Raw genomic sequence first — 25,977 nt, 5'->3', positions numbered from 1 at the left:
CAAGGAGTTATTCAGAGACTCCCAAGCTCCGGAGGGCAACATGAGCACACTTTTTTCCATTGGCGCTCTGAGCCGGGACACCGGCTGCAAGATAGAAACCATTCGCTACTATGAAAAAATCGGGCTGATGCCAGAGCCGGCACGCAGCGAGGGCGGGCAACGCCGCTACCACCAGAAGCACAGGGAACGGCTGCAATTTATCCGCCATGGGCGGGAATTGGGTTTTACCCTGGATGATATTCGTGAACTGCTGGCGCTGAGTGCCTCCCACCAGCACGCCGACAGCATCGCCCGACGTCACCGGGATGCGGTGCAGGCACAGATTCGCTCACTCACCGCCCTGCGCGATGAGCTGGATCGAATGATCAAGGAATGTGCTCACGGACATGAAGGGGAATGCCGGGTCATTGAAGTGCTCAATGATCATGGTCAGTGCCAACACGACCACAACGTAACAGGCGGCAAGGGCTGACCGCCTGCTCTACAGAGATTTACTCAGCAGATTGCAGTTTATCCAGTGTCTTGAGTTCGAAATCACTGGCCTCGTGACGCTCCCACAACTGACTGGAAGGCTCCCCCCAGGCGCGATTGACCATACGACCTCGCTTGACTGCCGGGCGTTCGGCAATCTGGTGAGTCCAGCGCAACACATTGGTGTAGGTGTGCGCCTCGATAAACTCCGCCGCCTCGTACACCTTGTTGGTCACCAGCGCTCCATACCAGGGCCAGATGGCCATATCGGCAATAGAGTATTCGCTGCCGGCAATGTACTCGTTGTCCGCCAGCTGACGATCCAACACATCCAGCTGCCGCTTGATTTCCATGGTATAGCGGTTGATCGGGTACTCGTATTTCTCCGGCGCATAGGCGTAGAAGTGGCCAAAACCGCCACCCAGCATGGGCGCGCTGCCCATCTGCCAGAACAACCAGTTCATGACTTCGGTACGCGCTCCGGGCTCTGCGGGCAGAAACTCGCCGAACTTCTCTGCCAGATACAACAGGATACTGCCGGACTCGAAGACTCTTCTGGGCGGCTCCACGCTGTGATCCATCAGCGCCGGGATCTTGGAGTTGGGGTTCACGTCCACAAAGCCACTACCAAACTGGTCGCCATTCTGGATGTTGATCAGCCAGGCGTCGTACTCGGCACCCTGATGGCCTTTCTCCAGCAGCTCTTCCAACATCACCGTGACTTTCACCCCATTGGGGGTGGCCAGGGAGTAAAGCTGTAGCGGGTGCTTCCCCACCTGCAACGCCTTGTCATGGGTGGGGCCGGCAATGGGGCGGTTGATGTTGGCGAATTTGCCACCGCTTTCCTTATCCCATGTCCAGACTTTCGGCGGGGTATAGGTATCATCAGTCATGAAGCGCTCCGGGCCCTTATCAATATGGATACCCACTATGGATACCGTATTGCGGCGAAACAAGCTGAAAAATCAGCACAAACCCTTCAATTGATTCAATCCATTTTTCCGGCTGGAGCAGCCTGCTCATGCTGCTGGACTTCCCAGAGATGGGCATAGAGCCCGCCCTTGGTCAGCAACTCGGCATGGCCTCCCTGCTCGGCCACCCGCCCCTTGTCCAGCACGATAATGCGATCCGCATCCATGATGGTAGAAAGGCGATGGGCAATGACCAGTGTGGTCTGCTGATGGGAAATTTCACGGATCGCCTTGAGAATAATCTTCTCGGAATGGCTGTCCAGTGATGACGTCGCTTCGTCGAATACCATGATCGGCGGGTGCTTGAGCAAGGCACGAGCGATGGACACCCGCTGCTTCTCTCCACCTGACAGTTTCAGCCCCCGCTCCCCCACCATGGTGGCCTCCCCTTTCGGCAGCGAAGCGATAAAGTCGGACAGGTAGGCAAGGCGGATGGCCTCACGGACTTCCTCATCCGTGGCATCGATACGTCCATAGCGCACATTCTCGAAGATACTGGTATTGAACAGCACCGTGTCCTGGGGCACCACACCAATACTTCCGCGCAAAGATGCCTGGCTGACGTTGCGAATCGACTGGCCATCAATACTGATATCCCCACTGGCCGGGTCATAAAACCGGAACAGTAACTTGAACAGGGTAGACTTGCCGGCACCGCTGCTGCCCACAATAGCCACCTTCTTTTTTGAGGGCACAGTAAAGTCGACACCGCTGATGATTTCCCGGTCGTCGCCATAGCCGAAGTGCACATCCCGAAAGACAATCTCGCCGTCACCCACCTTCAGTTCGGTGGCTCCACCCTGATCCACGATCCGGGGCGTCACATCCAGAATGGCAAACATGTTCTCGATGTTAGTCATGGCACCTTTCATTTCCCGGTAGACGAATCCGAGAAAATTCAGCGGCATGAACACCTGCATCATGAAGGCATTGATCAGAACAAAATCCCCCAGCGTCATCGACTGGTTTGTCACCTCCACCGCCGCCAGCACCATGGCCGCCGTCATTGCCGCTGCAATAATCAGTGACTGGCCGCCATTAAGCGCGAACAGGGATAACCGGTTCTTGCGCCGTGCATCCTCCCAACGGGCCAGGTTGTCGTCATAGTTGTCAGCTTCGAAATCTTCATTGGTGAAATATTTCACCGTCTCATAATTGAGCAGACTGTCGATGGCGCGGGTGCTGCTGGAAGACTCGGCCTGATTGGCTTCGCGAATAAAGGCCAGCCGCCACTCAGTGGCATAAACCGAAAAGCCCACATAGGCGACAACAGACATCACCACAATCAACGCAAACCAGACATCGTAATTCCACAGCAGCAGCCCGATCACCATGCCGATTTCCAGCAAGGTGGGCAGGATGTTGAATACCATGAAACGGAGAAGGAAGCTGATGCCGTTGGTACCCCGCTCGATATCCCGGGACAGGCCACCGGTGCGACGGTTGAGATGAAAATCCAGATCCAGGGCATGCAGGTGACGGAACACTTTCAGCCCCACCCGGCGCATGGCCCGCTCGGTAACACGGCCAAACAAGGTGTCACGCAATTCGCCAAACAGCACATTGGAAAACCTCACCACCCCATAGGCCAACAGCAAGCCCAACGGCAGGGTGATCAGCTGGCTGGTACCGTCCGCATCAAGGTCATCAACGATGTGCTTGAGGATAAACGGCAAGCCGACACTGGCCAGCTTGGCCAGCACCAGACACGCCACCGCCAGAGCAATCCGGGTACGGAATTCCAGCAGGTAGGGAAACAGGGTCTTGAGCACCGACCAGTCGATGGGCTTGGGGGTGACATCCTGGCTCATACCGCGCATGGGGCAACCTGTTTCCGGTGGAAGAGCCGGGCAGTATAACAGCCCATCTTTTTTTCACGCCCAGGATCAGGCGTGCTGTAACCAGAAAGCCAGCCCCTGGCAGTTGAGACGGATATCCATACCCAGGATTTGCTGCAAGGCGACATCATCCATCGTCACCCCATGCTCGCGGGCCTTGCCGAACAGGTACTTACCCATGGCCGCTTCCAGCGACGCTTGCAGATCATCCGGATCACTGTTCGCCGCCACCCGGTTCGCCAACGTCACATAATCATCCACCATGGGGATAAGGCGCTTCCCCAGCGGCAGGGGGTTCTCCACCATGTCATAGTGAGTGAGGTAGATGCGCTCCGGCTGCAGATCCAGCAAGCGCTGGATCGACGCCTTCAGCGCCTGCGGCTCAAACTGCACCGGGGTGGTCGTCGGCAGAATGAAGGGCCCCTTGTCGGTGGTCAGGGACGGGTAGGACAGGCCAAAGGTATCGCCGGTGAAGATACCCTTCGACAACGGATCATAGACACAGAAATGGTGACGGGCATGGCCGGGGGTGTCGTAAAATTCAAGCCGACGGTCTCCCAGCATGACTGTCTCGCCATCCTCCATGGTACGCACCCGGTCCTCATCCACCGGAATCACGTCACCATAAATCTCCGCGAATTTCTCTTCACCGTACACCGCAGTGGCCCCCGCCTTGAGTTTGGACGGATCAATCATGTGCCGTGCGCCACGGGGGTGGATCAGCAAAGTGGCCTCAGGTAACGCTTGCATCAGACCTCCCACGCCACCGGCATGATCCAGGTGCACATGGGTGGGAATCACATACTGAACCTGCTCACGTGAAATCCCCTTTTCATCCAGCAGCGCGAGGATAATCGGTACGGTGTTGTGAGTACCGGTTTCAATAATCGCGCACTCGCCACCCGCTTCCATCAGGTAACAGGCCGCCAGTTCATCGTGAACCATGGCGGTATCAATGCGGGTAATACCCAAAGGCAAAGGGTGATAAACCTGAAACGTCATTACAGCCTCCAGACGATATCGGGGAGACCACTATAGCCGCAAACGTCTTACCGCCACAGCCGACCAAAGTGGCAACACAGAGACGTTCAATCCGGGCAGGAGACCTGCCCGAGGGTGGCGGCAGAGCCCTTCAGGGAGAAGTCAGAAACATACAGCTCGTGCCCCTCCCTATTCACATACAATACTTTCAGATTCCCGCCTTTGCGCATCGCCTGAATGATCGGAGAATCAAGAGAAACGGCGCTGGCAAAAATCAGCAAGTTATTAGCGGGGTCATGACTGCCGTAGCGGGAGCCCACATCGCCGTACGGCACACCGTCGATGCGGAATTCACGAAACACATCGCCGGATTCGAAACGGGCCGGTAAATCCGTAGCCGGGCCACCTGCGGTGACAAAACGGCGATGGGCAAGGACGTAGACCGGCACGCCGCTTTCCTGTTTGCACAGCATGCCGACACCAAACCTTGCAGCGCCGTCATCACGGCCATGTTCACCGGCATAAACATGACCGTGATAGGTGGCCAGTGTCCATTCCGCATGGACTACCGAACTGAGCAGCAAAGCCAGACTGAACAACACAAGCTGTTTCATGGAGATCCCTTCCTTTCCCGTAATCAGATCCCCAGCCTACCTCAGCACGATCCCGAACAAAAAGTCATATGCCACAAACCGTCAGGTTGCTCCTTCACCTCAATGCTTTGAATGGTCGGGACGTATCTCAGCCAGCCTCTATGAGGCTTCGGGGAGAACAACCGCCGTAATTCTCCGGATGCTCACGAGCATCTTTAATGGCTCGCCAGGCTTCCGGCACCCAGCGTTTGTTTTCATCCAGCATGGGCCAGAGCACTCGCATCACGCCACCGATCAACTTGAAACCCAATTGATCAAGCCAGCTCCAGCGAATGCCAAATACTTCCCGATAGACCGGCGGATAAAAACCCTTCTTCAGATGCCAGGTCAGCGAGCCCATGAAGTATTGGTAAATACGCCACTGCCGATCTGGACGCACCGTGGAGCGCATTATCACCGCCACCGGTGAGCTGGTACTGGAACAGGGGCTCGACGCCCTGACCACCAACCGGGTGGCCGAGCAGGCCAACGTGAACATCGCCACCTTGTATCAGTATTTTCCGCATAAGCAGGCACTGCTCAGCGCCCTGGTGCAGACCCACATGCACGACCTGACCCGCAAGTTACACGCACTGCTGGATGGTTTGGGTGATGCCTCCGTGGCGGAGTCCACGCGGCTATGGGCAACCCTGGGCATACAGTACTTTCGGCAGAATGACAGCCTGCTGGGCATGCTGTTCCAGAGTCAGCATGCCCTGAGTACTCTGCCGGAAGGGAAGGAATTCGAAAGGCGGCTACTGGATGCCATGCACCGCTTCCTGTTGCGCCAACGCGATCGGCTACAAGTGGAAAGTCTGGATCGGGCGATCTATGTGGCACTGCATGCCTGCACCGCCATCCTGTCACGCCATCTGCTGGAACCAGTGCCGTACTATCAGGATGAGGAAATTGTCGAGGAGGTGATCATCTTGATGACCCGCTATTTTGGTGCGGGCGACGCCTGACACAACACGGTTCACGCCAAAAGCCAAAGGCGATTTACCACAGCGCGCACAGAGGCCACCAAAAAAAATGCTTTCCCCTGTGTCTCTGCGATCTCTGTGCCGAAAACGCGTCTAACACTGTCAGGTGAATGTCTCAACATACAACGCCTCTACTTTTTCCCGCGCCCACGGGGTCTTGCGCAGAAACTTGAGGCTGGATTTCACTGACGGATCCTTACGGAAACAATTGATCCGGATCTGGTCTGCCAGCGCGGGCCAGCCATAATACTCAACCAGCTCCGTCACCACTCTTTCCAGCGTGACGCCATGCAAGGGGTTGTTGATTTGCGACCCGGCCATGCGGATTCTCCTGAGGGTTCGGTCGTTAATGGCTATCGTCCGCGAGGACAGCCTGTATGATACGCGCTTCTTTTCAACGCTACTGCATGGACCGCCTCGGACACACCATGAAAAAAGGCATTTTCATTCTGCTTGTCTCACTCTTTGTGCTGCTCGCCATTGGCAAGATCGCGCATCAGCTCAGGAGCAACTGGCAGCAACAGCAAAACCTGTATCTCAGCCTGCAGGAGAATATCGCCAGTCAGAAAGCCAAATTGCAGGAAATCGATGACGACATCTCCCGGACCAAAACCAAAGCGACGCTCAGTGAGCATGATCGCTGGCTGATCGCACACCTGAGCAAAAGCCGGGAGAAACTGGCTACCCTCATTGCCGGCCTTGAGCAAAACCAACAGCACTTCCATCGTCCCCTGATCCGCCAGTGGGTTGGTCATGGCTTTATGCTCGTGGTGTTTATGGCGATGGCGGTTTTGGCGCTTTCCGGGCGCAGTAACCACCTGACCCGCGAAGAAAAACGCTGGCTGGATAGCGGGCTGAACGACATCCCGCAATTGCAGCTGAATCCCGCTCTTGCCCGCGACACAACCGCCCCGCTCAGCAACGCCAGCAACTTTGTCACCGGCCGCATCAAACCACGCAGCCGACATGAACTACATATCACCCGTAGCAGCACCCTCACCGCCATGGGCTTGGCATTTCTGCTTGCCCCACAAGGCACCCTGGCAGTGGATATCTACTACTTGTTCAACACCCTGCTCACCACATCCACGCCCTTCTCCGAACTTCCCTGGCACACCCTTTCCAATAGCCTGATGGTATCCATCCCATTTGCGCTGGCTGGTTTTTACGTGCTGTTTTTCACAACCGGAGACGTTCGCATTGATCGCCATCGCCAGCAAATCCGGCTGCAATCCGACAAGCCTGCGATTGATTTTCGGGAGGTAGAATCCTTGCAGCTCAACCAGCTTCTGACAACGGGAGAAAGAAGCTTTGTGAACAGCCAGATCCAGCTGAATCTGCGCGATGGCCAGGCAGTGTCACTGCTCAGTCATGCCGGTAAAGATCAGATATATGTGGATCTGATTCGGGTTGCGCTATTTATGGACAAGCCGGTTGCCATTGGCTCTGCTCAATGAATAACTCCTGTTTATTCGGGTGATTCAGATTCACTCCTTCGTGTGAATCACCCCGCTCTTATCGTCACTCAGCAATGCCCTTAGCGAACCTTGCCAAGCCGGGGTAATCTTGGTGATATGAGCATATAAAAAGGCAAGGAGCGCCTGATGGCAGGGAAGCAATGGCGGTACAGCATTCGCATTGGCGTGGTCGCCATCTTTGTCATTGCCACCGCTCTCACTGCCAGCATTGCCATTGGCCTGCAATACTATTTCAGCTATCAGCAATCCCTGACTGCCACCAAGGCGCTTTACAGACAGACCGCAGAACAGACGGCTGACTACCTGGAAAGCCGTGACCGCAATGCGCGTAACATTGCCCTCTCCCTGGCCCGCTATCCCCGACTCGCAAATCCGGACGGCCAGGTTCCCGCTTCTACCCTGTCACTGTTTGCCCAAACTCTGGCGCTCAATCCGGGCCTGTATGCCATTTACATGGGTTTTGATAACGGGCGCTTCTATGAATTAATCAATCTTGATGCTCACCCACAGGTACGCAGCCGACTGGACGCCAGCCCCACAGAGCGCTGGCTGTTGGCAATCCGCAACCATGACACGAATGTTCTCCAGCATATCTATCTTGATCATCAGCTCCGCATCCTGCGCCAGACTCGACAAACCAGCAGCTACGATCCTCGCACCCGCCCCTGGTATCAAAATGCGCAACAGGGCGATGTCTTTCAAACTGCCCCCTACGTATTCGACAGTCTGAATGCACCCGGTCGTACCTACTCGTTACGCCTGGACAAAACCAGCGCCGTACTTGGCCTTGATATCACCCTCGATGCCGTCACCGATCACCTGATGAAGCTGCCAGTCGCGAAAGGCACTGAACTCTATCTCCATGATAGACAGGGGCGAGTCATTGCCAGCAACGCCCCCACTCTGAAAAGCAACCTTCCCGATCTTCCTCCGCTCTCATTGAGCGAAGCAGAAAAAGCGCTGGTCAAGGCCCTTTCACCGCTCAGGGTATCCAATGAAATGGACTGGGCGCCGGTAGACTTTGCCATTGGGGGCGAACCAAATGGATACGCTATCGATGTGCTGACCTTGATAAGCCAGATGACCGGACTGGAACTGCAGTATGTGAATGGTCACACCTGGCCGGTGCTGGTTTCTCTCTACCAGGAAGGCAATATCGATATTCTTCAGCCCATTCTGCGTAACGAGAACAACGCCAGCCTGGGACTGTTTTCACAGCCCTTCCTGAACCTCCCCTTTGCAATTGCCAGCGATAGTAACCAACCCGGTTATAGTCATCTGTCCCAACTCAGCGGAAAACGACTTGGACTAGGGCAGGAATGGTCAATTATTCCCGTGATCGAAACGCATTTTCCTGACATCCAGCTCCATCAATATCCCGGTACTCTGGATGCACTTCGCGCAGTACAACGGGGCGAAATTGATGCCGCCATCGACAACGCTGCCATCCTGCGCTTTATACAGCGCCAGTATTTTCTTGAAGGATTGACCATCAAGGAAGGGCAGGACAACGGCCTTCCCAGCGAGATGGGAGAACTCTTCCTGCTCGTCCATCCAGACCAACAACGGCTACAGGCTTTGCTCAACAAGGCCTTGGCAGCCATTCCTTCTGAAGCCCATGCACAGCTGAGCAAAAAGTGGCTGGAGGATCATCAGGCCTTCAGCCGCTTTAGTGGCACCGTTCCCTACCCGGCTCTGCTGCAGACAGACAATGAGCTACGCAACGTCTCCCTTCCAAGCCATTCCCTGAAAGAATTTCAGGAGAATAACAGCCACTACTACCTTTTCTCCCGTCCGTTTGAAACCGGTACCAATCTCACTTTTTCGGCGGTTGCTCCGGCATGGCTAATCACCGGGCCGGCACGGGAAAATGCACTATGGGCAGCGGGAATTACTGCGCTGTGCATTGTCATTCTATTACCCCTTGCCGGTCTCTTTGCTGCACCTATTGTCAATCCGATCAAACGATTGGAAGCAGAAACCCACAAGGTGAAAAACCGCGACTACACGCAAGTAAAACGCATTCCATCACGCATCATTGAAACTGAAAAACTCTCGACTTCCCTCTATGTCATGGCGCAGTCCATTCGTCAGCATGAAAAAAACCAGGAAGCGCTGATGGAATCATTCATCGAGCTGATAGCCCAGGCCATTGATGAGAAATCGGCTTACACCGGGGCACACTGTGCCCGGGTGCCTGAGCTGGGAATGATGCTGGCCGAAGCCGCTTCGCAAAGTGACGCCAAACCGTTCCAGGACTTTTCACTGGATGATGAACGCAAACGCCGGGAGTTTCGCATCGCCGCCTGGCTGCATGATTGCGGCAAGATCACTACCCCGGAGCACATCGTCGACAAGGGAGCCAAGCTGGAAGCCAACTACAACCGCATCCATGAAATCCGCACCCGATTTGAAATTCTCTGGAGGGATGCAGACATAGAGTATCTCAAGGCCACCCTGGCCCACCCGGAACAACAAGCAAAATATGACCAGCGCTGGCAGGCCCGCCATCAGGAATTACAACAGCAGTTCCGAATTGTGGCTGAAGCCAATGTAGGCGCAGAATTCCTGAGCGAAGAGACCAAGGCCGTTTTGAAGGAAATTGGCGCACAGACCTGGCTACGGCATTTCGATGACCGACTGGGCCTTTCACCGCTGGACAGTCGTCGGCTGGGCCCAGGTCGCAATGATTTACCTGTGATCGAAGCCCTGCTCGCCGACAAGCCCGAACACTTGATTCCCCATGAGCACCCACCCCACTACCCCGAACATCTGGGAATCACACTAACGCCACCCCATTACCAGGCAAACCTGGGGGAGCTGTATAACCTTCTGATTGAACGCGGAACGCTCACCGATGAAGACCGCTTCAAGATCAACGAACACATCATCAACACGATCCGCATGCTGGACAAACTGCCGTTCCCCGAAGAGCTGGCCAAGGTTCCCCAGTACGCCTCCACCCACCACGAACGCATTGATGGCAACGGCTACCCACGTGGACTGAAAGGTGAACAGCTGGAACTGCCGGATCGAATACTGGCCGTCGCCGATGTATTTGAAGCCCTGACCGCATCGGATCGCCCCTATAAAGAAGCCAAGACCGTCAGTGTAGCCCTGCGCATCATGAATCACATGGTCGCCGACGGTCATCTGGATGCCGATGTCTTCCGGTTGATGCTGCAAAGCGGCATCGTGGAGGAGTATGCCCGGCAACACCTTAGTGCCGATCAGCTGGATCTCCGTGGATTTAGCGAATATTTACCGGGATAAACGCCCACCAGGCCTCAAGCTGGCCATCCAGCCATACACAAAAACAACCATAATTATCTGCCTCCTCGTTGAAACCCACTGGGAGGCTGGGATAGCTTTAGGAAACCAACAAAAATGACCTTCTCTATTTTGACAGCACTTTGCCTATGGCCCTGACGACAGCAGATGTACGTAATGCCACCGCGCTGAGCAAAAACTACCGGCTTCAGGATGAAAAAGGCCTGTTTCTTCTGGTGGAAACAGACGGCACCTGTACCTGGAAGTTTGCTTACCGCTACAACGATCGCGACAAGATCATTACCCTGGGCCCCAGCCCGGATGTCACCCTGCAATCTGCCCGCCAATTACGCGATGAGGCCCGCGAACTGATTGCCGATGGCATTGACCCCCTTAGCCGCTGTGAAAAACGGGAAATTTTTCGCCCCTCTCTTGCCACGTTTGAAACCGTCGCCAATGACTGGCTTGAGCGGGTCTATCGACTCGAAGTCTCTGAAGCCCAGTTCCGCCGTACCAAACGTCAGCTGGAAAATTACCTTATCGCCAGTGTCGGCAAACGAGTTGTGAGTGAAATCACCCCTGAAGATCTGAAATCACTGGCCAATGCGCTAGGCGCTGAAGGGCATGTGGAAAAGGGTAAACGGGTACTCGGCATTGCCAAACGGGTTTATCAGCATGCCCGCGACACTGGCGTTGCGGGATACCAGCAGACCGCCGCACTGCACAAACGTCTGACCGGCTCCGGTACCGAACCCGAGTTTTTGATCAGCACCCGGGAAAAGCTCACCCAGCTCGCCGGAGGCGTACTGGGCCAGTGGAGCCGTAGCACCAGCAGCGCAGCGTTGAAAATGACGGTCTGGCTGCTCGCCAAACCCAGTGAAATCGTCAACGCACGCTGGTCAGACATGGATCTTGATGCAGGAGAATGGCGCATTCGCCGCCGGCATCCTGATACCGGTGAGGATCGGACCATTACCGTCCCCCTCCCCCATCAGGCCGTGGAATTGTTACGCGAAATGGAGCCGCTGACAGGGCGCCATGAATATGTCTTTCCCGGCAGCCGCGACCGCAAATCCCATCTCGGCGCCAGCACCATCAGCGGTGCCCTGCGCAAGGTCACCCGCAGCAATCCGGTGACACCGGATACCCTGCGCAGCCTGGCCGCCAGCGCCCTGGGCGAACTGGGCTATCAAGCTGAACAGATTCAGGCTCAGCTGCTGGATCTTAATGGAGACACCCCGCCAGACCGGGAAACCTACCCGGAGAAACGCCGCGAGATGCTGCAGGCCTGGGCAGACTATCTGGACGGCTCACTGCTAGGCAGGGTCTCCAGACGCCAGGAAACCGCAGACTAGTCGTGCCAAACCGGCATGAATAGCGCGGTTAGCTTCCCACACCATGCTGACGCCGCCATTCGCGCGGTGTCACACCCGTCCACCCCTTGAAGGCACGGGTGAAATTGGCCGGATTGAGATAGCCCAACATTTCACCGACCCGGCGCACCTCCAGATCAGCCTCTTGCAGCAGCTGACAGCTGTCACGCAAGCGCGCCTCTTCGAGTAATTGCTGATAATGACACCCTCGCTCCTGCAAACGCCGGCGCAAGGTACGTGGGCTCTGGTGCAACAGATCCGCCAACGCTTCCGGAGAAGGGTAGCCATCGGGGCCGGGCACCAGCGCCAGACGCACCTGAAGAACAATGTCATCATCCCGATCCATCAGGGCACTTTCCCGCTCGCACTGCGCCAACGCTGTCTTCAAGGCTTCCGGGTTGGCGGTAGGCAGCGGCTGATCCAGCAAGGCAAGATCCCCATGCAGGTACAGCCCATAGCGAGGACGGGAAAAACGCAATTCAGGCAGACGATCCCGCCAGGCCTCAACCCCCTCTGGCGGATCACCTGGCAACCACATCTCCACCCCTTGCGGCAGACTCGGCAGCAGAAACTCTACCCCGCGCAGCATACTGGTCAGAATCGAACTGAACATCAGCCAGGTCAGCGAGGGGGCCAGATTGATCTCCGGGATCAGCTCCATGAACAGGGAATCACCCTCACTGCTGACCTGAAGTTGTACACCGCGCCCACGCAGGTGCCAGAAACGCTCAAGGATATCGATAGCATCACGCACCGTAGGCGCACACATCAGGGCATAACCAAGATTGCCATGGGCGGTAAGCAGCATGCGGTCGCCCGTGGCAAACCCAAGACAATGATCGCCACTCAGCTCCCGGGCCGCTGCCACCGTCTGCGCCACCTCGAACAATGACAATTTCCCGGAAGGATCTTCCAGACGACTTTCGGGCACCTCAGACAGGGCCAGCAAGGCTGATCGCTCCACCCCTCGAGCCTGGGCCGCCGCCACAAATGCCAGGGGATAAGTTGCCGCCTGGCTGGGCTGATGCACCCAATCCGGCAAGTTGTCGCGCTTTTCCGCCAGCACAGCAAGCAGAGAATCCGGGGACATTTGGCCACCAATGATAATTATTATGTCCTCGCAGCGTCTCACGGCCTTGCTGGTTTCACCAGTACATTAGGGACATTGCAGACATATTGGCCCGATGAGCCACGCAGGAGTACAACAATGAATGCCATCGTTCCTATCAAGCCCGGCAACGTCAGTAAGCGCGTACGCAGCAAACTGAAAGGGTTGAGCAAAACCCCCAAGGGCATGATCCCGAAAATTCGTCGTCCAAACTTCACTTTCCGGGAAGGTGATGTGCCCCGCTACTGGTGGGATAACAACCCGATCAAGACCTTGCTGCTGGCAGCCATGTCCTCTGGCTTCCCGCCGGGTGAACGCTTCTTCATTGATTCCGTTCGCCACTTCGAAAAGCAGATTACGGATCCGGAACTCAAGAAAGCTATCAAGGGGTTCATCGGCCAGGAAGCGCATCACTCCCGCGAGCACGACATGCTCAACGGCTACCTGCAGGAACAAGGCGTCGATCTGGCAAGACTGGAACGGGAAATCCTCGGCTTCATGAACTGGATGCGCAAGAACCTGAGCCCGGAAAGACAGCTTGCCCACACTGTAGCAGTGGAGCATTTCACGGCCCTGATGGCGGAAGAGTTCCTGCTGAAATATGACGCCCTGGATGAAATGGATCCGCACATGGCTCCGGTCTGGGCCTGGCATGCGGTGGAGGAGTCCGAGCACAAGGCCGTGGCATTCGATGTTTACAAGGCCATTGGTGGCAGCGAATTCACCCGCATCACCGAAATGATGCTGGTCAGCATCCTGTTCCCACTGTTCACCAGCGTCCATCTCTACCAACTGGTCCGAGACGAAGGCCAACTGGGTAACTGGAAAGCTTGGCGGGAAACCCTGAATTACATGTGGGGCAAGCCCGGCGTGTTCCGCAAACTGCTGCCCGGCTACTTCAGCTTCTACAAACCCAGCTTCCACCCATGGGACCACGATGCCCGCGACCTGGTGGAAAAAGCCAAGAAGCGCTGGCTCGGCGATATCGCCTGATCGAATGCGGTTACGGGTCCCCGTAACCGCTTTTCCACTTCCCCACCACCTCTCCACCCTCCCCTCGCTTCAATGGCAGGCGTGCACCAAATCGCTACCAAAGGGTCATGCACCCAAAGCACGCTTGGCTTAAAATGCGCCGTTACCGCTTGCCCCACCGCCATGGTCGGCGCATAAAATAATCTCAAAAGGCGACGGGAGCCTTCACATTGAAACGGATCAGGCTGGCATTGCTTGCCCTGTGCATAAGCAGTTCCTCCGCGGCGGACAATGTTACCGCCGAACTGCTGGCTTTTGCCCTCACACAAGCCGCTAACATCGCCTCCCGGGCTGATGTGATTGAGCAGGTGCAGCGCCAGAATAAAGTACATGCCACACTGAGCCAGGAGCAGATAGCAGTACTGGACAAAGACTGGCGACAGCAGTTCGGCAACGCCAAGGCCCCTCTGATAAACAGCCTCATGGACACCCCCCTCTCCGACTCACTGCGCCAGCTGCAATTGCATAGCAATGAGCTAATCACCGAAATCATCATCATGGATAATCGCGGGCTCAACGTGGCCCAGAGCAGCGTCACCAGTGATTACTGGCAAGGAGACGAAGCCAAGTGGCAACAGACTTTCATGGTCGGCCCCGGAGCCGAGCACGTGGGAGCGCTGGGCAGAGATGATTCCACCGGCAGCATTCAGATTCAGGTTAGCCGAACCATCAGTGACAGCCACGGCCAGCCGATTGGTGCGGTGACTGTGGGGGTAGCACCTGTCCAGTTCTGAACAACTCGCCTCTTCACCCGCTGCCAACACTCTCCCGACGATACTCCCTGCATGTCCACAGCCTCCCCGATCACTCCACCGTTCCCGCTTGCCACCTTGCCCACCGGCCCCGGCATTTATCGGTTCTGGGGCCAACAGAGCGCTCTGCTCTATATTGGCAAGAGCATTAATATTCGCCAGCGGGTACGTAGCCATTTCAACAATACGACACCGCGCGCACAGCGCATGTGTCGTCAGACGCACCACATCGACTTCACCGAAACCGCAGGCGAACTCGGCGCTCTGTTACTGGAAAATCAGGAAATAAAACAGCGCCAGCCGATCTTCAATCGCCGCCAGCGTCGCTATCGGCAACTGCAAACCTGGTTATTGGAGCAGGACAACAAGGGATTCCTCGTTCCACGCCGCTACCAACCCAACCCCATACAGCCCCTCTGGCAGCAGGACTGCTACGGTGTGTTTCGCAGCCCCCGTCAAGCGCAGCAAGCACTCGAGTACTGGGTAAAAACCCATCAACTATGCCCTCGAATCTGCGGCCTGGAACAGGGGCAGGGTCCTTGCTTCTCTTTTCAACTCGGCCGTTGTCGCGGCGCCTGCTGCAACAAGGAATCTATCGCTGAACACAATGAGCGCCTCCTCAAAGCCCTGACAGAACACCAGATTCAGGCGTGGCCCTATCAGGGCACTCTGGTGATTCACGAACAGGGGAATGATCGTGAAGACTTCCACCTGATTCGCCAGTGGTGCCATTTATGCACCCTGCCACACCCACCCTCGCAACAAGACCTGACACCGGAGGGCGAGATCTGTTTCGATCTGGACAGTTACAGAATGCTGTTGCACTTCCTCAATCGTGGCGCCCACCACTTTGTCATGAAGTAGTTCCCGCAAGGCTCTTCACACCGGATTGCCGCGTCGGGCGGATACTAGGGCCTGTTAACAGGCCCTAAAATCATGAATATTCAGCAAACCCGACTTATTACCGGTGCCAGCTCAGGCATTGGCCTTGCGCTGTTGAAGCACTGGCTCGCACCGGATGCCCCGGTGATTGCCGTGTCACGCCGTGCGACCGGTCACCCGACACTCCACGCCTTGCGAGAACAAGGGCTACCGCTACGATGCATCAATGTGGACATCACTCAGGAAGAGCAGCTTGAATACCTAGCCAAGAATCTGGAAGAGGAAGGCATCCGTCTGCATCAGATCATCAACTGCGCTGGACTTCTGCATGATGCAGAAATAGAAATGGGTCCGGAGAAGCGTCTCGAGGACATCAGCCTGAAAAACCTGCAGCGGGGCTTTGCCGTTAATACCTTTGCCCCCATTCTTCTCGCCCGGCACCTGCTACCCCGCATGGATAAAAAGCAGACGGCCGTTTTCGCCAGCCTCAGCGCTCGGGTGGGGAGCATCAGTGATAATCATCTTGGTGGCTGGTATAGCTACCGCGCCAGCAAGGCGGCACAGAACCAGTTACTCCGTACGCTCGCCATCGAGACCCGACGTCGTTACCCGAAGCTGTGTGTGATGGCGCTTCACCCAGGCACCACCGACACCCCTCTTTCATCTCCCTTTCAACGCAATGTGCCAGAAGGAAAATTGTTTTCAGCCACACGGGCAGCCCAACAACTTGCCACCATCATCGACTCCGCCAGCGAGCAGGAGCATGGCCGTTTTATTGCCTGGGATGGAAAACCGATTCCCTGGTAAATGCCACAGAAACCCAAACCTGACAGCGATCTCCAGATAAGGCCGCTTTAGTTCGATGTCGGCATTGGTGGTGCTATCGGATTTGTCGGTTACCCGTTCAAGAGGGTATGTCGCCAACCGGCGTGAAGTTATTCCCTGACACCACCTGTCAGGCCGAAGACTGCAATTCCAGCAGCCCAGCCGCATACGCATTGATATCAAAGGCGGAATCCTTCTCGGCGCTCAGGGCGATGTGTCGGGCCAAAACCGCGGCCATTTTCACCAACACCTCATCATGAGACTCACCGTTGGCAGTCAGCGCCATCATCACCAATCCGGCTTCACGAGGATGCCCATCTGCAATCTGGTTCTCAATGGCTTCTATTAGACGCTCGTGGGAAAAATCATCTTCTGCCTGTTCCATTTCGTTCATATCTTTTCCTGTCTCTCCAGACTGACTTTCTCAAGGGTTGGCTACCCTGCTATTAAAAGTCTCTACTGTCTGATTCCACTGTTGCACAACTTCATTCTCGGCATCACTGGCATCCACGATACAACGCTCCAGACACTGCTTGTAGCTTTGCATCTTCTCCTGATAAGCCACCAGCGTGTTGCGTGCAAACTGGATCTGCTCATCGTTGGCCGTTTGCCCATTCGGGATATCAGGACTGGCTGGCAGGTAGCAATTACACAATGCCGCAGCCTGACCTGCCAACCCCAGAAACAGCCCCGCCAACACAACACTACGTACAAATCGCCACATATTCTTCTCCTTGATTATCGTGACTTCAGCAAGCCCTTCATCATAGAGGATTACGGCTGAATTTCCTGGCAACACTTCACTTTCCGGCACGACTCATCCCTGTGCCAACCACGCCGCCATCTTGTCGGAAAGATCATCCAGCACAACCTCTGGATGAATACCAGGCGGCGGCATCAGCACCAGATGCAGCAAACTCCCCGCTGTGGATGTTGCCATCAGATACAGGCTGCTTGCCGGTACCGTCAGATGATAATGCTCACGAGATTTCTGCAGCCCGGTAACGACCACCTGCAAGAGCTCTTGCTGCAACTGCTGCGCAGACGGCAAATGCTGAACAAAAGGCACCTGGAAGATCAGCACTCTGATCAGCTTTCGATGTTGGTATACAAGCGCATGCAGCGCACCGATCAGGTGGCGCATGGCCCGATGCAAATCCTCACGACTATCCGTCCGCTCCAGCCGGGCATTCAAGGTGGCAGAAACATCAGCAAGCAATGTATCCGCCAGTCTGGCCACAATAGCGTCTTTGCCTGGGAAAAATTCATACACCGAGCCGATACTGACCCCCGCCACCTCTGCCACCGCATTGGTGGTCAACCCCGCATAACCTCGCTCTTCCAAAATCCGAGCACAGGCATCCACCATGGCCTGCACTGTAGCCCTGGATCGCGCCTGTCTGGGTTCTTTTTTCATTGCAAAATCAGAAGCTTGGATTGTTTCTCGGGTCATATTCGATGCCTTGATGGTGATTCCTGAATCCGAGTATTTCCGAGCATATACTCAGATTAATATTTGTGCATGCAAGCCTCTTTCAACACAGCCTATAACGCAACCGCCAACGACTGGAGTCTGTCGTGAGCAACGAACTGAAATTCCGCCTCCCCAAAGTCCTGCCTTACTTCACCCGTTTTGGCCAGCACTGGCGCTGGAATGTGAAGAGTCTGGTTTCCCCACATCACGCCCTGCAAGAACGCGTCCGCGGTAAGGTAGTACTCCTCACCGGAGCCAGTTCCGGCATTGGTGCGCAGGTAGCCTGCGAACTGGGTGCCGCTGGTGCCACTGTTGCCTTGGTGGCACGCAACCGGGAAAAACTGGAAGTCATTGCCAGAGACATTCGCAATGCCGGCGGCAATGCCGAGGTGTACCCCGGCGACCTGACCGATCTGGAAGAGTGCGACCGGATTTGCCGCACTATCGAAAAAGCTCACGGCCGAGTGGATCTTCTGATCAACAACGCAGGGCGTTCGATTCGTCGCTCCATCAAGTTCACCTACGATCGTTTCCACGACTACGAACGCACCATGCAACTCAACTATCTGGCCGCCATCCGCATGGCCATGAATGTGCTGCCGGGGATGGAAGCGCGCAACGAAGGACACATCATCAACGTGTCCACGGTAGGCGTTCAGGCAAACCCGGCACGGTTCTCCGCCTATCTGGGTTCCAAGTGGGCACTGGAAGGGTGGACCTGGGTTGCGGCCAATGAATTTGCCCACACCAATATCCGTTTTTCCTCACTCAACTACCCGCTGGTACGCACACCCATGATTGCACCAACAAAAATCTACAAGTACATGCCAGTCATGTCGGTGGATACTGCAGTCAAATGGATGCTGGATGTGATCATTACCCAGAATAAACGCAAGCTCGGCATCTTCGGTAAAGGCGCCTTGAGCATGTATTACCTGCTGCCCAAGACCTCTGAATCCATCGTTAACCTAAGCTATCAGACCATCTTTGAAGACCCGCCGGAAAATTATGTTTCTGCCAAAACCCGACGTCGTGCTTCGGCCAATGAAGAAGGTCATACCAACACAATAGCGCGTCGTCACCAGCAAGATGCCGAGTAATGTCATCACTGGGCGCAGTCACTTCGATGAGCTGATTCGCGCCCAGCACTCCCTTGCTTACGCTCCTTTCACGCCATTGAAATAACCTATCCATTCTATAGAAAAGAAAACCCCTGATTATCGGGTTGTGATCTAGCCGGGGCTCCTCTATGGCTTTAGATTAGAGGCATAACTTTCATGACGTGTTCCAAGGGAGAGTAGCAATGAGCAACGCAAACGCAGGGAAGTGTCCGGTCATGCACGGCGCCAATACTTCTGCCGGGAGTGAAGCGACCAAGTGGTGGCCGCAGGCGCTGAACCTCAACATTCTTCACCAGCACGACAGCAAGACCGACCCTATGTCGGCCGGCTTCAACTATCGTGAAGAACTGAAAAAACTCGACACCGCTGCACTCAAACGCGACCTCACTGCCCTGATGACAGACAGTCAGGACTGGTGGCCAGCAGACTGGGGACACTATGGCGGCCTGATGATTCGCATGGCATGGCACGCAGCAGGTTCCTATCGCATGGCAGATGGCCGTGGTGGTGCTGGCACAGGCAACCAGCGCTTTGCGCCACTGAACTCCTGGCCGGATAACGGCAATCTGGACAAGGCCCGTCGTCTGTTATGGCCGATCAAGAAAAAGTACGGCAACAAGATCAGCTGGGCTGACCTGATTATTCTGGCCGGCAATGTGGCCTATGAATCCATGGGCTTCAAGACGTTTGGTTTCGGCTTTGGCCGCGAAGATATCTGGGCACCGGAAGAAGATATCTACTGGGGTGCAGAAGACGAGTGGCTGGCCACCAGTGACAATGACAAGAGCCGCTACTCCGGGGATCGTGATCTGGAGAATCCGTTGGCGGCAGTAATGATGGGTTTGATCTATGTAAACCCGGAAGGGGTGGACGGCAACCCCGATCCACTCAAGACAGCGAAAGACGTACGTGAAACGTTCAAGCGCATGGCCATGAACGATGAAGAAACGGTTGCGCTGACTGCGGGTGGTCACACCGTGGGCAAGGCGCACGGAAATGGCAATGCCGATAACGTGGGCCCCGAACCGGAAGCCGCCGATGTCGATGAACAGGGTCTGGGCTGGAACATCACCGCCACTCGTGGCATCGGCAACCAGGCGGTGACCAGTGGCCTGGAAGGCGCCTGGACCACCAACCCGACTCAGTGGGACAACGGCTACTTCGAGTTGCTGCTCAACTATGAGTGGGAACTGGCCAAGAGCCCGGCCGGTGCCTGGCAGTGGGAACCTGTGGACATGCCGGACGAGCTGAAACCAGTGGATGCAGAAGATCCCACCGTTCGCCACAACCCAATCATGACCGACGCCGACATGGCCATGAAGATGGACCCGGAGTATCGCAAGATTTCAGAAAAGTTCTACAACGATCCTGCCTACTTCGATGAAGTATTTGCCCGCGCCTGGTTCAAGCTGACCCATCGGGACATGGGGCCGAAGGTCCGTTACGTGGGTCCGGAAGTGCCGAGCGAAGATCTTATCTGGCAGGATCCGATTCCCGCCGGCAGCACCGGCTACGATGTGGACGCGGCAAAGGAAAAAATTGCCGACAGTGGCCTGAGCATCAGCGAGATGGTCAGCACCGCCTGGGACAGCGCTCGCACTTTCCGCGGCTCTGATATGCGCGGTGGTGCCAACGGTGCACGCATCCGCCTTGCTCCTCAGAAGGACTGGGAAGGCAATGAGCCTGCTCGTCTGAGCAAGGTGCTGGGTGTACTGGAAGGTATTGCCGCCGACGTAGGTGCAAGCATAGCCGACATGATCGTGCTGGCCGGCAACGTGGGGGTAGAGCAGGCAGCCAAGGCGGCGGGCATGAACATCAGCGTGCCGTTCACTCCCGGCCGTGGCGATGCCAGCGACGAGCAGACCGATGCGGAATCCTTCGAACCACTGGAACCTATCCATGATGCGTTCCGTAACTGGCTGAAAAAGGACTACTCCGTACCAGCGGAAAAATTGATGGTGGATCGTGCCCAACTGATGGGTCTGACCGCACCGGAAATGACAGCCCTGATCGGCGGCATGCGCGTGCTGGGTACCAACCACGGCGGCAGCAAGGATGGTGTGTTCACCGACCGCGAAGGCCAGCTGAGCAACGATTTCTTCGTCAACCTGACCGACATGAGCAACAGCTGGAAGCCGGCAGGCAACAAATATGAAATCGTCGATCGCAGCAGTGGCAAAGTGAAATGGACCGCCACCCGAGTGGATCTGGTGTTCGGTTCCAACTCCATCCTGCGCGCCTACGCAGAGGTGTATGCCCAGGATGATAACCAGGAGAAGTTTGCCAACGACTTCGTGGCCGCCTGGACCAAGGTCATGAACGCGGATCGCTTCGACGTGTAAACAGCACTACCGGTTCCCCGTACATCCGTGCGGGGAAACCGGTTTCCTGATCAAGGAAATCCCAGCGCCCCAGTAACGGGCCTTTGGAAATGTCTATTTTTCCACGATCCACGCCTGGGCCGCTGCCCTGTCACCGGCAGCAAACTGGCGAATCTCTGCGGCCACAAAATGGCTGGCCAGCTTTTCTGCCACAACCCCTAAAGAGGAATCCGTGACCAGCGCCACACGTGCCACCGCCTTGTGATGGTCATGAACAAAACGCAGATGTGACACCAACGAACCCAACGACTCCCAACCGGGAAAGGAGTCCATCGCGATCACAAGCCCATTCAGCAAACCGTGCTTCTCGATAGCAGGATCAATCTGCGCAGCAGCATCCTCAAAGTCGGCCTGACTCAACGGGCCATCAGGGAAAACCGTTGCCACATTATCCAGCGGATCATATTCCACTTTCATTCAGGCTCCCTCCCGAGCGCGGCGCGGCATAGCCGCTTACTCTTCCGGTTTTCTTTCTTCATCCATCGGGGTCAGCTCCAGTTTCAAGCCATCCGACGTGACAAAAGCAGCAGGTTCAGCCTTCTCTCCCGGCTTCGTCTCTGACGAATCACGGGTCAAATTCTCCGGCAAATAAGGCCCCATGATTCCCTTGGCTTCTTTCAGCCAATCGGGCATTTCATCGTGGCTCGCCTCTTCTTCTGTAGGAGTCAGCTTGAGGTTATCCAGATCCAGCGAAAACGCCTTGGCCTTCTCCAGATAATTGGTCATCGTCTGCGGCTTGTCCCCGTCATCAGGCAGATACGCCTGGAAGAAACCGCGCATCTCGATCAACTCATCTTCCAGCAGCAAGGGAACCAGCGTGGAGTACATGTCCATCAGCGTAATGGCGTTTTTGGTGGAATCCGAACTGGTTGCGGACTGGAGGCGACGAGCCACCGCCGTATTGAGGGTGTGCAGCTCGTTATAAATATCCGTCAGCCCGTCAAACTCGATACGTCCCTGCCCGGTAGCCGAGCGACTCAGAAAATATTGTGCCAACAGGTACATGCCGGTGACGCGAAAAATGGTTTCTTCTTCCGAGCACAATGGCAGATGAAAACGCGCCAACGGCTTCATGAATGCCGTCTTTGGACAACCACAGATGGGGTAGATCAGATCCAGCATGGAGGCAACGACCCGCTGAAGACCGGTCTTCTGGCGCACCCTGCGTTCTTCCGTCACCACTTCGACAACCACTTCATCAATGGAACGCGTGTCATGAAAGCGGTCCACAATACTGTGCATCTGCAGTGCCAGCGGACAGTGCGTATGCTCTTCCGTGGACAGTGGGCAGTGGGCGCATTGGCTGTATTCCAGCTCCGTCCATTTGGGCGGATCTGGCACCTTGTCCCCAATGAGGTCAAACGTCTCTTCATCCAGGCGGAAATTGAAGGTTTCCAGCCTGTCCTGGCTCAGCTTGACGCGGTAGATAATGTCGACAGAGTTCATGGCGCTTGTTCAGTGCCCATTTGGCGGATTGCAGCTTTCCCGGCAACTGCAGGGAAAGCGCGTTTATTTGCAGGTTAACTCAGACAACAACTGTCAGGAAGCCGACCCTTTCGGCGCAGGATATCATACTTTGTTCGTATAAATGTGGGATCAACGCCGCAGATCAGGCGGGCTCGCCCGGCAGGGATGCACCCACCTGCTCGCGCCGCAGGAAAAACTCCACCGCAATAAAAGCAAAGGGCACCAGGGCGGCAAGGAAGATCAACAACCACACAATCACAGACCAGTTGCGACTATTACTTACCCACAGTGACAGCACCATATATGCCAGAAACAGCACCCCATGGGTCATGCCCAGCATGAAGACATAATCCCGACTGATCACCCCAAGGCTGACACTGAGAATCACCAGAAAGGACAGTCCCTCCGCAACACTGGCAGCCCGGAACACATTCAACATCGCACACCCCAACTTCTCCCCGCTGTGGCCTCCTGCCTCTACGGAATGGTTATTTCGCCAGTATCCTGCCCGGCAATGATTGGCCGCCCCCAGTCTTGTGGCTAACTGACGCCCTGGCAAGGGCAGACATCCCGCCAATCACAACGTTTATCCCTGAATGACGCAAACCCTGCTTCCGGCAGGCAACAAACCTCGCGTCTCATCAAGTCTTCATATTCTTCAGTAATGCCTGGTACAACCTCAGTGCCCGAATCGGCTTGCTGACGAAATCATCCACTCCGGCGGAAAACGCCGCCTGCTTGTCTTCCCGGCCCGCATTGGCGGTCATTGCGATGACCACCGCATCATGCAGCTCAGGGTCTTCGCGGATCAACCGCGTCGCTTCATAGCCATCCATGATCGGCATCTGCACATCCATCAGCACAGCATCGAAGCGGTCATGCTCCAACACTTGCAAAGCCTGCTTACCATTAGCCGCCACCTCCACTTCAACGCCGGCTCGTGACAATAGCTCTTTGGCGACCATCTGATTGACTTCGTTGTCTTCCACCAGCAGGATCCGCCGCCCCTGCAAGCGCTGCGCTTCTTCGTCCTCAAGAACGTCAGATTGCACCACCGCCCGCCCGTTGGTGACCCCCATCCGGGTGGTAAACCAAAACTCACTACCTTTTCCCGGCTCGCTCTCTACCCCCACCTGGCCCCCGGTTTCTTCCACAATTTTCCGGCAGATCGCCAGCCCCAACCCAGTCCCTCCATATTCCCGAGTGGTAGAACCATCCGCCTGCTCAAAGGGCTGGAAGAGCTTTTTCTGCACGTCCTGACTGATTCCGATGCCGTGATCCCTGACCAGGAAACGCAACTTGCAGGTGCGCCCATCTCGGCTGATCAATCTGGCGGATACCTTGATCTCGCCGCGCTCACTGAATTTGATCGCATTACCGATATAGTTGATCAGCACCTGGCCCAGACGCAGAGGATCACCATAAAGGTTATCTGGCACCTCTTCCGCCACCATAAACAGCAACCTCAACCCCTTGCTTGAAGCGCTGTTAGCCAACTGACTCTCCACATTGTTCAGCACCGAACGCAGAGAATAATGCTGACGATCCAGCTGAAATTTTCCGGTCTCGATACGGGAGAAATCCAGTACGTTATTGATGATACCCAAGAGATGCTGAACCGCATGATCCATCTTGCCCAGATAGTCCCGCTGGTCCAGCGTGAGAGACGTATTGCCTACCAATTCCAGCAACCCCTGAATGCTATGCATTGGCGTGCGAATTTCGTGGCTGATATTGGAGACAAAATCACTCTTGGCACGACTTGCCGCCTCCGCGCGTTCTTTCTCGCGGTTCAGTTCCAATGTACGCAAGCGTACCTGCTTCTCCAGATCCGCATTCAGTTCCAGCAAGCATTGCCGATCCAGACTTCTCTCTATGGCAATGGCAGCAAGACTGGCAGAGGCGGCGATGGTTTCAATGTGCTCATCATCAGGGCGATGAGGACTGCGATGATAAATCGCGAACGTGCCAAGCACCTTGCCACTGCTGCTGCGAATTGGCTCAGACCAGCACGCTCCCAACCCGGCCTGTTGAGCAAGGGGGCGATAGTCATCCCACAACGGGTCAGTGTGAATATTTTCCACGATGACCCGTTTTCCGGTATACGCTGCCGTGCCACACGAACCCGCCCGCGGTCCGATGAGCGCACCGTGAATGGCTTGATTATAGAAATCGGGAAGATGCGGTGCGGAGCCCAGCAAAACATGATCGCCACTGTCGTCGAGTAACAGAATACTGCACAGGGTTTGCGGATGCTGGGCCTCTACTCCCAGCACAATCGCATCCAGCACCGCATGCAGCTCTGCCCCGGTAGCAATCAAATACAACGCACGGGCACGGGCGGCTTCCCGCGTCTCCATCTGGGCCCGCCGCGTCATATCCGTGAGCACCCCCAGCGAACCGGTGTAGTTGCCACCCTTGTCAAACAACGGCGTGCTACCCACCTTCACCAGTAACAGGCGGCCATCCTTGTGGCAAAACCTGAGTTCCTGATGCTCATCATTCTCACGTTTGCGATTGGTAAGCGTAATGTGTGCCAGCGCGCGGGACTCTCTGGAATCAAGAAATTCCATGGCTGAATGTCCGCACAGCTCAGCCTGTGAATAGCCAAGCATGGATGCCAGGCGAGGATTAACAAATTGGATCCGGGCCATGTGATCCAGAGCCCAGATACCCTCATCCGCCATCTCCACCATGCGTTCATAACTCACGCCCAGCGAATGAGTGACGGAATCCAGTGATAGCGTAGTCATAACCTCCCCTTCCCTGGGGGGAATACCGGGTCAAACCCGTTTCATGTCTTAGTAATGTGCGCCTTATCCTCGCGCAGGCCAACATCGACCAAAGGCGTGCCTCCGCTCGCCCTCTGTCGGAGAGAATTCCAACCCCATGATTTACTGAACTTATTTTTCCTTTATATCAAAACAGAACTACCCTT

Annotated in this window: 25 protein-coding genes; 11 read left to right on the top strand and 14 right to left on the bottom strand. The window is 55.8% G+C overall.

Annotated features, from left to right (window positions below; translation table 11 throughout):
- Positions 1 to 472: MerR family transcriptional regulator (locus Y5S_RS10915; RefSeq protein WP_456236281.1), on the top strand; the 472-nt coding region annotated here is incomplete at its 5' end.
- A gap of 19 nt (positions 473 to 491) precedes the next feature.
- On the opposite strand, the gene yghU is transcribed toward Y5S_RS10915, so the two are convergent.
- The 5 genes from yghU to Y5S_RS10890 all read right to left on the bottom strand — a co-directional run bounded on the left by yghU (position 492) and on the right by Y5S_RS10890 (position 5,305).
- On the bottom strand, positions 492 to 1,364 hold the full coding sequence (yghU, locus tag Y5S_RS10910) for a glutathione-dependent disulfide-bond oxidoreductase (protein WP_035232936.1): 873 nt from the start codon (positions 1,362 to 1,364) through the stop codon (positions 492 to 494).
- Positions 1,365 to 1,459: 95 nt separating this feature from the next.
- Positions 1,460 to 3,262 (bottom strand): ABCB family ABC transporter ATP-binding protein/permease, encoded by a 1,803-nt coding sequence (locus tag Y5S_RS10905; protein ID WP_035232934.1) that lies wholly within the window; start codon positions 3,260 to 3,262, stop codon positions 1,460 to 1,462.
- A gap of 66 nt (positions 3,263 to 3,328) precedes the next feature.
- Positions 3,329 to 4,282: an MBL fold metallo-hydrolase gene (locus Y5S_RS10900; RefSeq protein WP_035232931.1), complete on the bottom strand. Its 954-nt coding sequence runs from the start codon at positions 4,280 to 4,282 to the stop codon at positions 3,329 to 3,331.
- A gap of 86 nt (positions 4,283 to 4,368) precedes the next feature.
- Complete coding sequence (locus Y5S_RS10895; RefSeq protein WP_035232929.1) at positions 4,369 to 4,875, bottom strand: invasion associated locus B family protein; 507 nt, start codon at positions 4,873 to 4,875, stop codon at positions 4,369 to 4,371.
- 127 nt (positions 4,876 to 5,002) lie between these two features.
- Positions 5,003 to 5,305, bottom strand: a complete 303-nt coding sequence (locus Y5S_RS10890; protein WP_035232927.1) for an oxygenase MpaB family protein — start codon at positions 5,303 to 5,305, stop codon at positions 5,003 to 5,005.
- On the opposite strand from Y5S_RS10890, the gene Y5S_RS10885 reads away from it, so the two are divergent.
- A complete protein-coding gene (locus tag Y5S_RS10885) occupies positions 5,295 to 5,858 on the top strand; it encodes a TetR/AcrR family transcriptional regulator (RefSeq protein ID WP_035232923.1) in 564 nt (187 codons plus the stop codon). The two genes, Y5S_RS10890 and Y5S_RS10885, sit on opposite strands and share 11 nt — an antisense overlap.
- Before the next feature lie 120 nt (positions 5,859 to 5,978).
- Here the strand turns inward: Y5S_RS10885 and Y5S_RS10880 are convergent, their stop codons facing one another.
- Positions 5,979 to 6,197 carry a VF530 family protein gene (locus tag Y5S_RS10880; RefSeq protein WP_035232922.1) on the bottom strand — a complete coding sequence of 73 codons (219 nt, stop codon included), beginning with the start codon at positions 6,195 to 6,197 and terminating at the stop codon, positions 5,979 to 5,981.
- Positions 6,198 to 6,304: 107 nt separating this feature from the next.
- Here Y5S_RS10880 and Y5S_RS10875 point away from each other — a divergent pair, with 107 nt between their 5' ends.
- The 3 genes from Y5S_RS10875 (at position 6,305) to Y5S_RS10865 (ending at position 11,979) form a co-directional block, all read left to right on the top strand.
- Positions 6,305 to 7,333: a hypothetical protein gene (locus Y5S_RS10875; protein ID WP_156107724.1), complete on the top strand. Its 1,029-nt coding sequence runs from the start codon at positions 6,305 to 6,307 to the stop codon at positions 7,331 to 7,333.
- A gap of 147 nt (positions 7,334 to 7,480) precedes the next feature.
- Entirely contained in the window at positions 7,481 to 10,627 is a 3,147-nt protein-coding gene (locus Y5S_RS10870) for an HD domain-containing phosphohydrolase (protein WP_035232920.1), read from the top strand.
- Positions 10,628 to 10,773: 146 nt separating this feature from the next.
- Entirely contained in the window at positions 10,774 to 11,979 is a 1,206-nt protein-coding gene (locus tag Y5S_RS10865; RefSeq protein ID WP_035232919.1) for a tyrosine-type recombinase/integrase, read from the top strand.
- A gap of 28 nt (positions 11,980 to 12,007) precedes the next feature.
- On the opposite strand, the gene Y5S_RS10860 is transcribed toward Y5S_RS10865, so the two are convergent.
- Positions 12,008 to 13,087 (bottom strand): helix-turn-helix domain-containing protein, encoded by a 1,080-nt coding sequence (locus Y5S_RS10860; protein WP_156107723.1) that lies wholly within the window; start codon positions 13,085 to 13,087, stop codon positions 12,008 to 12,010.
- A gap of 117 nt (positions 13,088 to 13,204) precedes the next feature.
- On the opposite strand from Y5S_RS10860, the gene Y5S_RS10855 reads away from it, so the two are divergent.
- The 4 genes from Y5S_RS10855 to Y5S_RS10840 all read left to right on the top strand — a co-directional run bounded on the left by Y5S_RS10855 (position 13,205) and on the right by Y5S_RS10840 (position 16,578).
- Positions 13,205 to 14,098, top strand: a complete 894-nt coding sequence (locus tag Y5S_RS10855) for a metal-dependent hydrolase (RefSeq protein WP_081939731.1) — start codon at positions 13,205 to 13,207, stop codon at positions 14,096 to 14,098.
- 209 nt (positions 14,099 to 14,307) lie between these two features.
- Positions 14,308 to 14,871: a hypothetical protein gene (locus tag Y5S_RS10850; protein WP_035232918.1), complete on the top strand. Its 564-nt coding sequence runs from the start codon at positions 14,308 to 14,310 to the stop codon at positions 14,869 to 14,871.
- A 51-nt stretch (positions 14,872 to 14,922) separates the two neighbouring features.
- Positions 14,923 to 15,753: a GIY-YIG nuclease family protein gene (locus Y5S_RS10845; RefSeq protein ID WP_052041534.1), complete on the top strand. Its 831-nt coding sequence runs from the start codon at positions 14,923 to 14,925 to the stop codon at positions 15,751 to 15,753.
- A 72-nt stretch (positions 15,754 to 15,825) separates the two neighbouring features.
- A complete protein-coding gene (locus tag Y5S_RS10840) occupies positions 15,826 to 16,578 on the top strand; it encodes an SDR family NAD(P)-dependent oxidoreductase (protein ID WP_035232917.1) in 753 nt (250 codons plus the stop codon).
- A gap of 148 nt (positions 16,579 to 16,726) precedes the next feature.
- On the opposite strand, the gene Y5S_RS10835 is transcribed toward Y5S_RS10840, so the two are convergent.
- From Y5S_RS10835 to Y5S_RS10825, 3 genes are all read right to left on the bottom strand, one after another.
- Positions 16,727 to 16,990, bottom strand: coding sequence for a hypothetical protein (locus tag Y5S_RS10835; RefSeq protein WP_035232916.1), 264 nt, complete (start codon positions 16,988 to 16,990; stop codon positions 16,727 to 16,729).
- Positions 16,991 to 17,020: 30 nt separating this feature from the next.
- A complete protein-coding gene (locus Y5S_RS10830; RefSeq protein ID WP_035232915.1) occupies positions 17,021 to 17,320 on the bottom strand; it encodes a hypothetical protein in 300 nt (99 codons plus the stop codon).
- Between the two features lie 93 nt (positions 17,321 to 17,413).
- Positions 17,414 to 18,013, bottom strand: a complete 600-nt coding sequence (locus Y5S_RS10825) for a TetR/AcrR family transcriptional regulator (protein ID WP_231552668.1) — start codon at positions 18,011 to 18,013, stop codon at positions 17,414 to 17,416.
- Positions 18,014 to 18,174: 161 nt separating this feature from the next.
- Between Y5S_RS10825 and Y5S_RS10820 the strand changes: the two genes are divergently transcribed.
- Together Y5S_RS10820 and katG are read left to right on the top strand one after the other, a co-directional pair.
- Positions 18,175 to 19,170, top strand: coding sequence for an SDR family NAD(P)-dependent oxidoreductase (locus tag Y5S_RS10820; protein ID WP_052041533.1), 996 nt, complete (start codon positions 18,175 to 18,177; stop codon positions 19,168 to 19,170).
- A gap of 203 nt (positions 19,171 to 19,373) precedes the next feature.
- Positions 19,374 to 21,533: a catalase/peroxidase HPI gene (gene katG / locus Y5S_RS10815; RefSeq protein ID WP_035232914.1), complete on the top strand. Its 2,160-nt coding sequence runs from the start codon at positions 19,374 to 19,376 to the stop codon at positions 21,531 to 21,533.
- A gap of 93 nt (positions 21,534 to 21,626) precedes the next feature.
- Here the strand turns inward: katG and Y5S_RS10810 are convergent, their stop codons facing one another.
- The 4 genes from Y5S_RS10810 to Y5S_RS19165 all read right to left on the bottom strand — a co-directional run bounded on the left by Y5S_RS10810 (position 21,627) and on the right by Y5S_RS19165 (position 25,792).
- Positions 21,627 to 21,989 carry a SpoIIAA family protein gene (locus Y5S_RS10810; protein WP_035232913.1) on the bottom strand — a complete coding sequence of 121 codons (363 nt, stop codon included), beginning with the start codon at positions 21,987 to 21,989 and terminating at the stop codon, positions 21,627 to 21,629.
- A gap of 36 nt (positions 21,990 to 22,025) precedes the next feature.
- Complete coding sequence (locus Y5S_RS10805) at positions 22,026 to 23,018, bottom strand: DUF6901 family protein (protein ID WP_052041532.1); 993 nt, start codon at positions 23,016 to 23,018, stop codon at positions 22,026 to 22,028.
- A 163-nt stretch (positions 23,019 to 23,181) separates the two neighbouring features.
- Positions 23,182 to 23,478, bottom strand: a complete 297-nt coding sequence (locus Y5S_RS10800) for a DUF3817 domain-containing protein (RefSeq protein WP_035232912.1) — start codon at positions 23,476 to 23,478, stop codon at positions 23,182 to 23,184.
- Between the two features lie 202 nt (positions 23,479 to 23,680).
- Positions 23,681 to 25,792, bottom strand: a complete 2,112-nt coding sequence (locus Y5S_RS19165; protein WP_052041531.1) for an ATP-binding protein — start codon at positions 25,790 to 25,792, stop codon at positions 23,681 to 23,683.
- Positions 25,793 to 25,977 lie beyond the last annotated feature (185 nt).

The sequence above is a fragment of the Alcanivorax nanhaiticus genome, from assembly GCF_000756665.1.
GTDB lineage: Bacteria > Pseudomonadota > Gammaproteobacteria > Pseudomonadales > Alcanivoracaceae > Alcanivorax > Alcanivorax nanhaiticus.
This window is presented reverse-complemented; position numbering and strand designations above follow the sequence as displayed.

Bases quoted from the DNA above. Each gene is read 5' to 3' on its own strand.
- yghU (WP_035232936.1), bottom strand. From the start codon at position 1,364: ATGACTGATGATACCTATACCCCGCCGAAAGTCTGGACATGGGATAAG.
- Y5S_RS10905 (WP_035232934.1), bottom strand. From the start codon at position 3,262: ATGCGCGGTATGAGCCAGGATGTCACCCCCAAGCCCATCGACTGGTCG.
- Y5S_RS10900 (WP_035232931.1), bottom strand. From the start codon at position 4,282: ATGACGTTTCAGGTTTATCACCCTTTGCCTTTGGGTATTACCCGCATT.
- Y5S_RS10895 (WP_035232929.1), bottom strand. From the start codon at position 4,875: ATGAAACAGCTTGTGTTGTTCAGTCTGGCTTTGCTGCTCAGTTCGGTA.
- Y5S_RS10890 (WP_035232927.1), bottom strand. From the start codon at position 5,305: ATGCGCTCCACGGTGCGTCCAGATCGGCAGTGGCGTATTTACCAATAC.
- Y5S_RS10880 (WP_035232922.1), bottom strand. From the start codon at position 6,197: ATGGCCGGGTCGCAAATCAACAACCCCTTGCATGGCGTCACGCTGGAA.
- Y5S_RS10875 (WP_156107724.1), top strand. From the start codon at position 6,305: ATGAAAAAAGGCATTTTCATTCTGCTTGTCTCACTCTTTGTGCTGCTC.
- Y5S_RS10870 (WP_035232920.1), top strand. From the start codon at position 7,481: ATGGCAGGGAAGCAATGGCGGTACAGCATTCGCATTGGCGTGGTCGCC.
- Y5S_RS10865 (WP_035232919.1), top strand. From the start codon at position 10,774: ATGGCCCTGACGACAGCAGATGTACGTAATGCCACCGCGCTGAGCAAA.
- Y5S_RS10860 (WP_156107723.1), bottom strand. From the start codon at position 13,087: ATGTCCCCGGATTCTCTGCTTGCTGTGCTGGCGGAAAAGCGCGACAAC.
- Y5S_RS10855 (WP_081939731.1), top strand. From the start codon at position 13,205: ATGAATGCCATCGTTCCTATCAAGCCCGGCAACGTCAGTAAGCGCGTA.
- Y5S_RS10845 (WP_052041534.1), top strand. From the start codon at position 14,923: ATGTCCACAGCCTCCCCGATCACTCCACCGTTCCCGCTTGCCACCTTG.
- Y5S_RS10840 (WP_035232917.1), top strand. From the start codon at position 15,826: ATGAATATTCAGCAAACCCGACTTATTACCGGTGCCAGCTCAGGCATT.
- Y5S_RS10835 (WP_035232916.1), bottom strand. From the start codon at position 16,990: ATGAACGAAATGGAACAGGCAGAAGATGATTTTTCCCACGAGCGTCTA.
- Y5S_RS10830 (WP_035232915.1), bottom strand. From the start codon at position 17,320: ATGTGGCGATTTGTACGTAGTGTTGTGTTGGCGGGGCTGTTTCTGGGG.
- Y5S_RS10825 (WP_231552668.1), bottom strand. From the start codon at position 18,013: ATGAAAAAAGAACCCAGACAGGCGCGATCCAGGGCTACAGTGCAGGCC.
- katG (WP_035232914.1), top strand. From the start codon at position 19,374: ATGAGCAACGCAAACGCAGGGAAGTGTCCGGTCATGCACGGCGCCAAT.
- Y5S_RS10810 (WP_035232913.1), bottom strand. From the start codon at position 21,989: ATGAAAGTGGAATATGATCCGCTGGATAATGTGGCAACGGTTTTCCCT.
- Y5S_RS10805 (WP_052041532.1), bottom strand. From the start codon at position 23,018: ATGAACTCTGTCGACATTATCTACCGCGTCAAGCTGAGCCAGGACAGG.
- Y5S_RS10800 (WP_035232912.1), bottom strand. From the start codon at position 23,478: ATGTTGAATGTGTTCCGGGCTGCCAGTGTTGCGGAGGGACTGTCCTTT.
- Y5S_RS19165 (WP_052041531.1), bottom strand. From the start codon at position 25,792: ATGACTACGCTATCACTGGATTCCGTCACTCATTCGCTGGGCGTGAGT.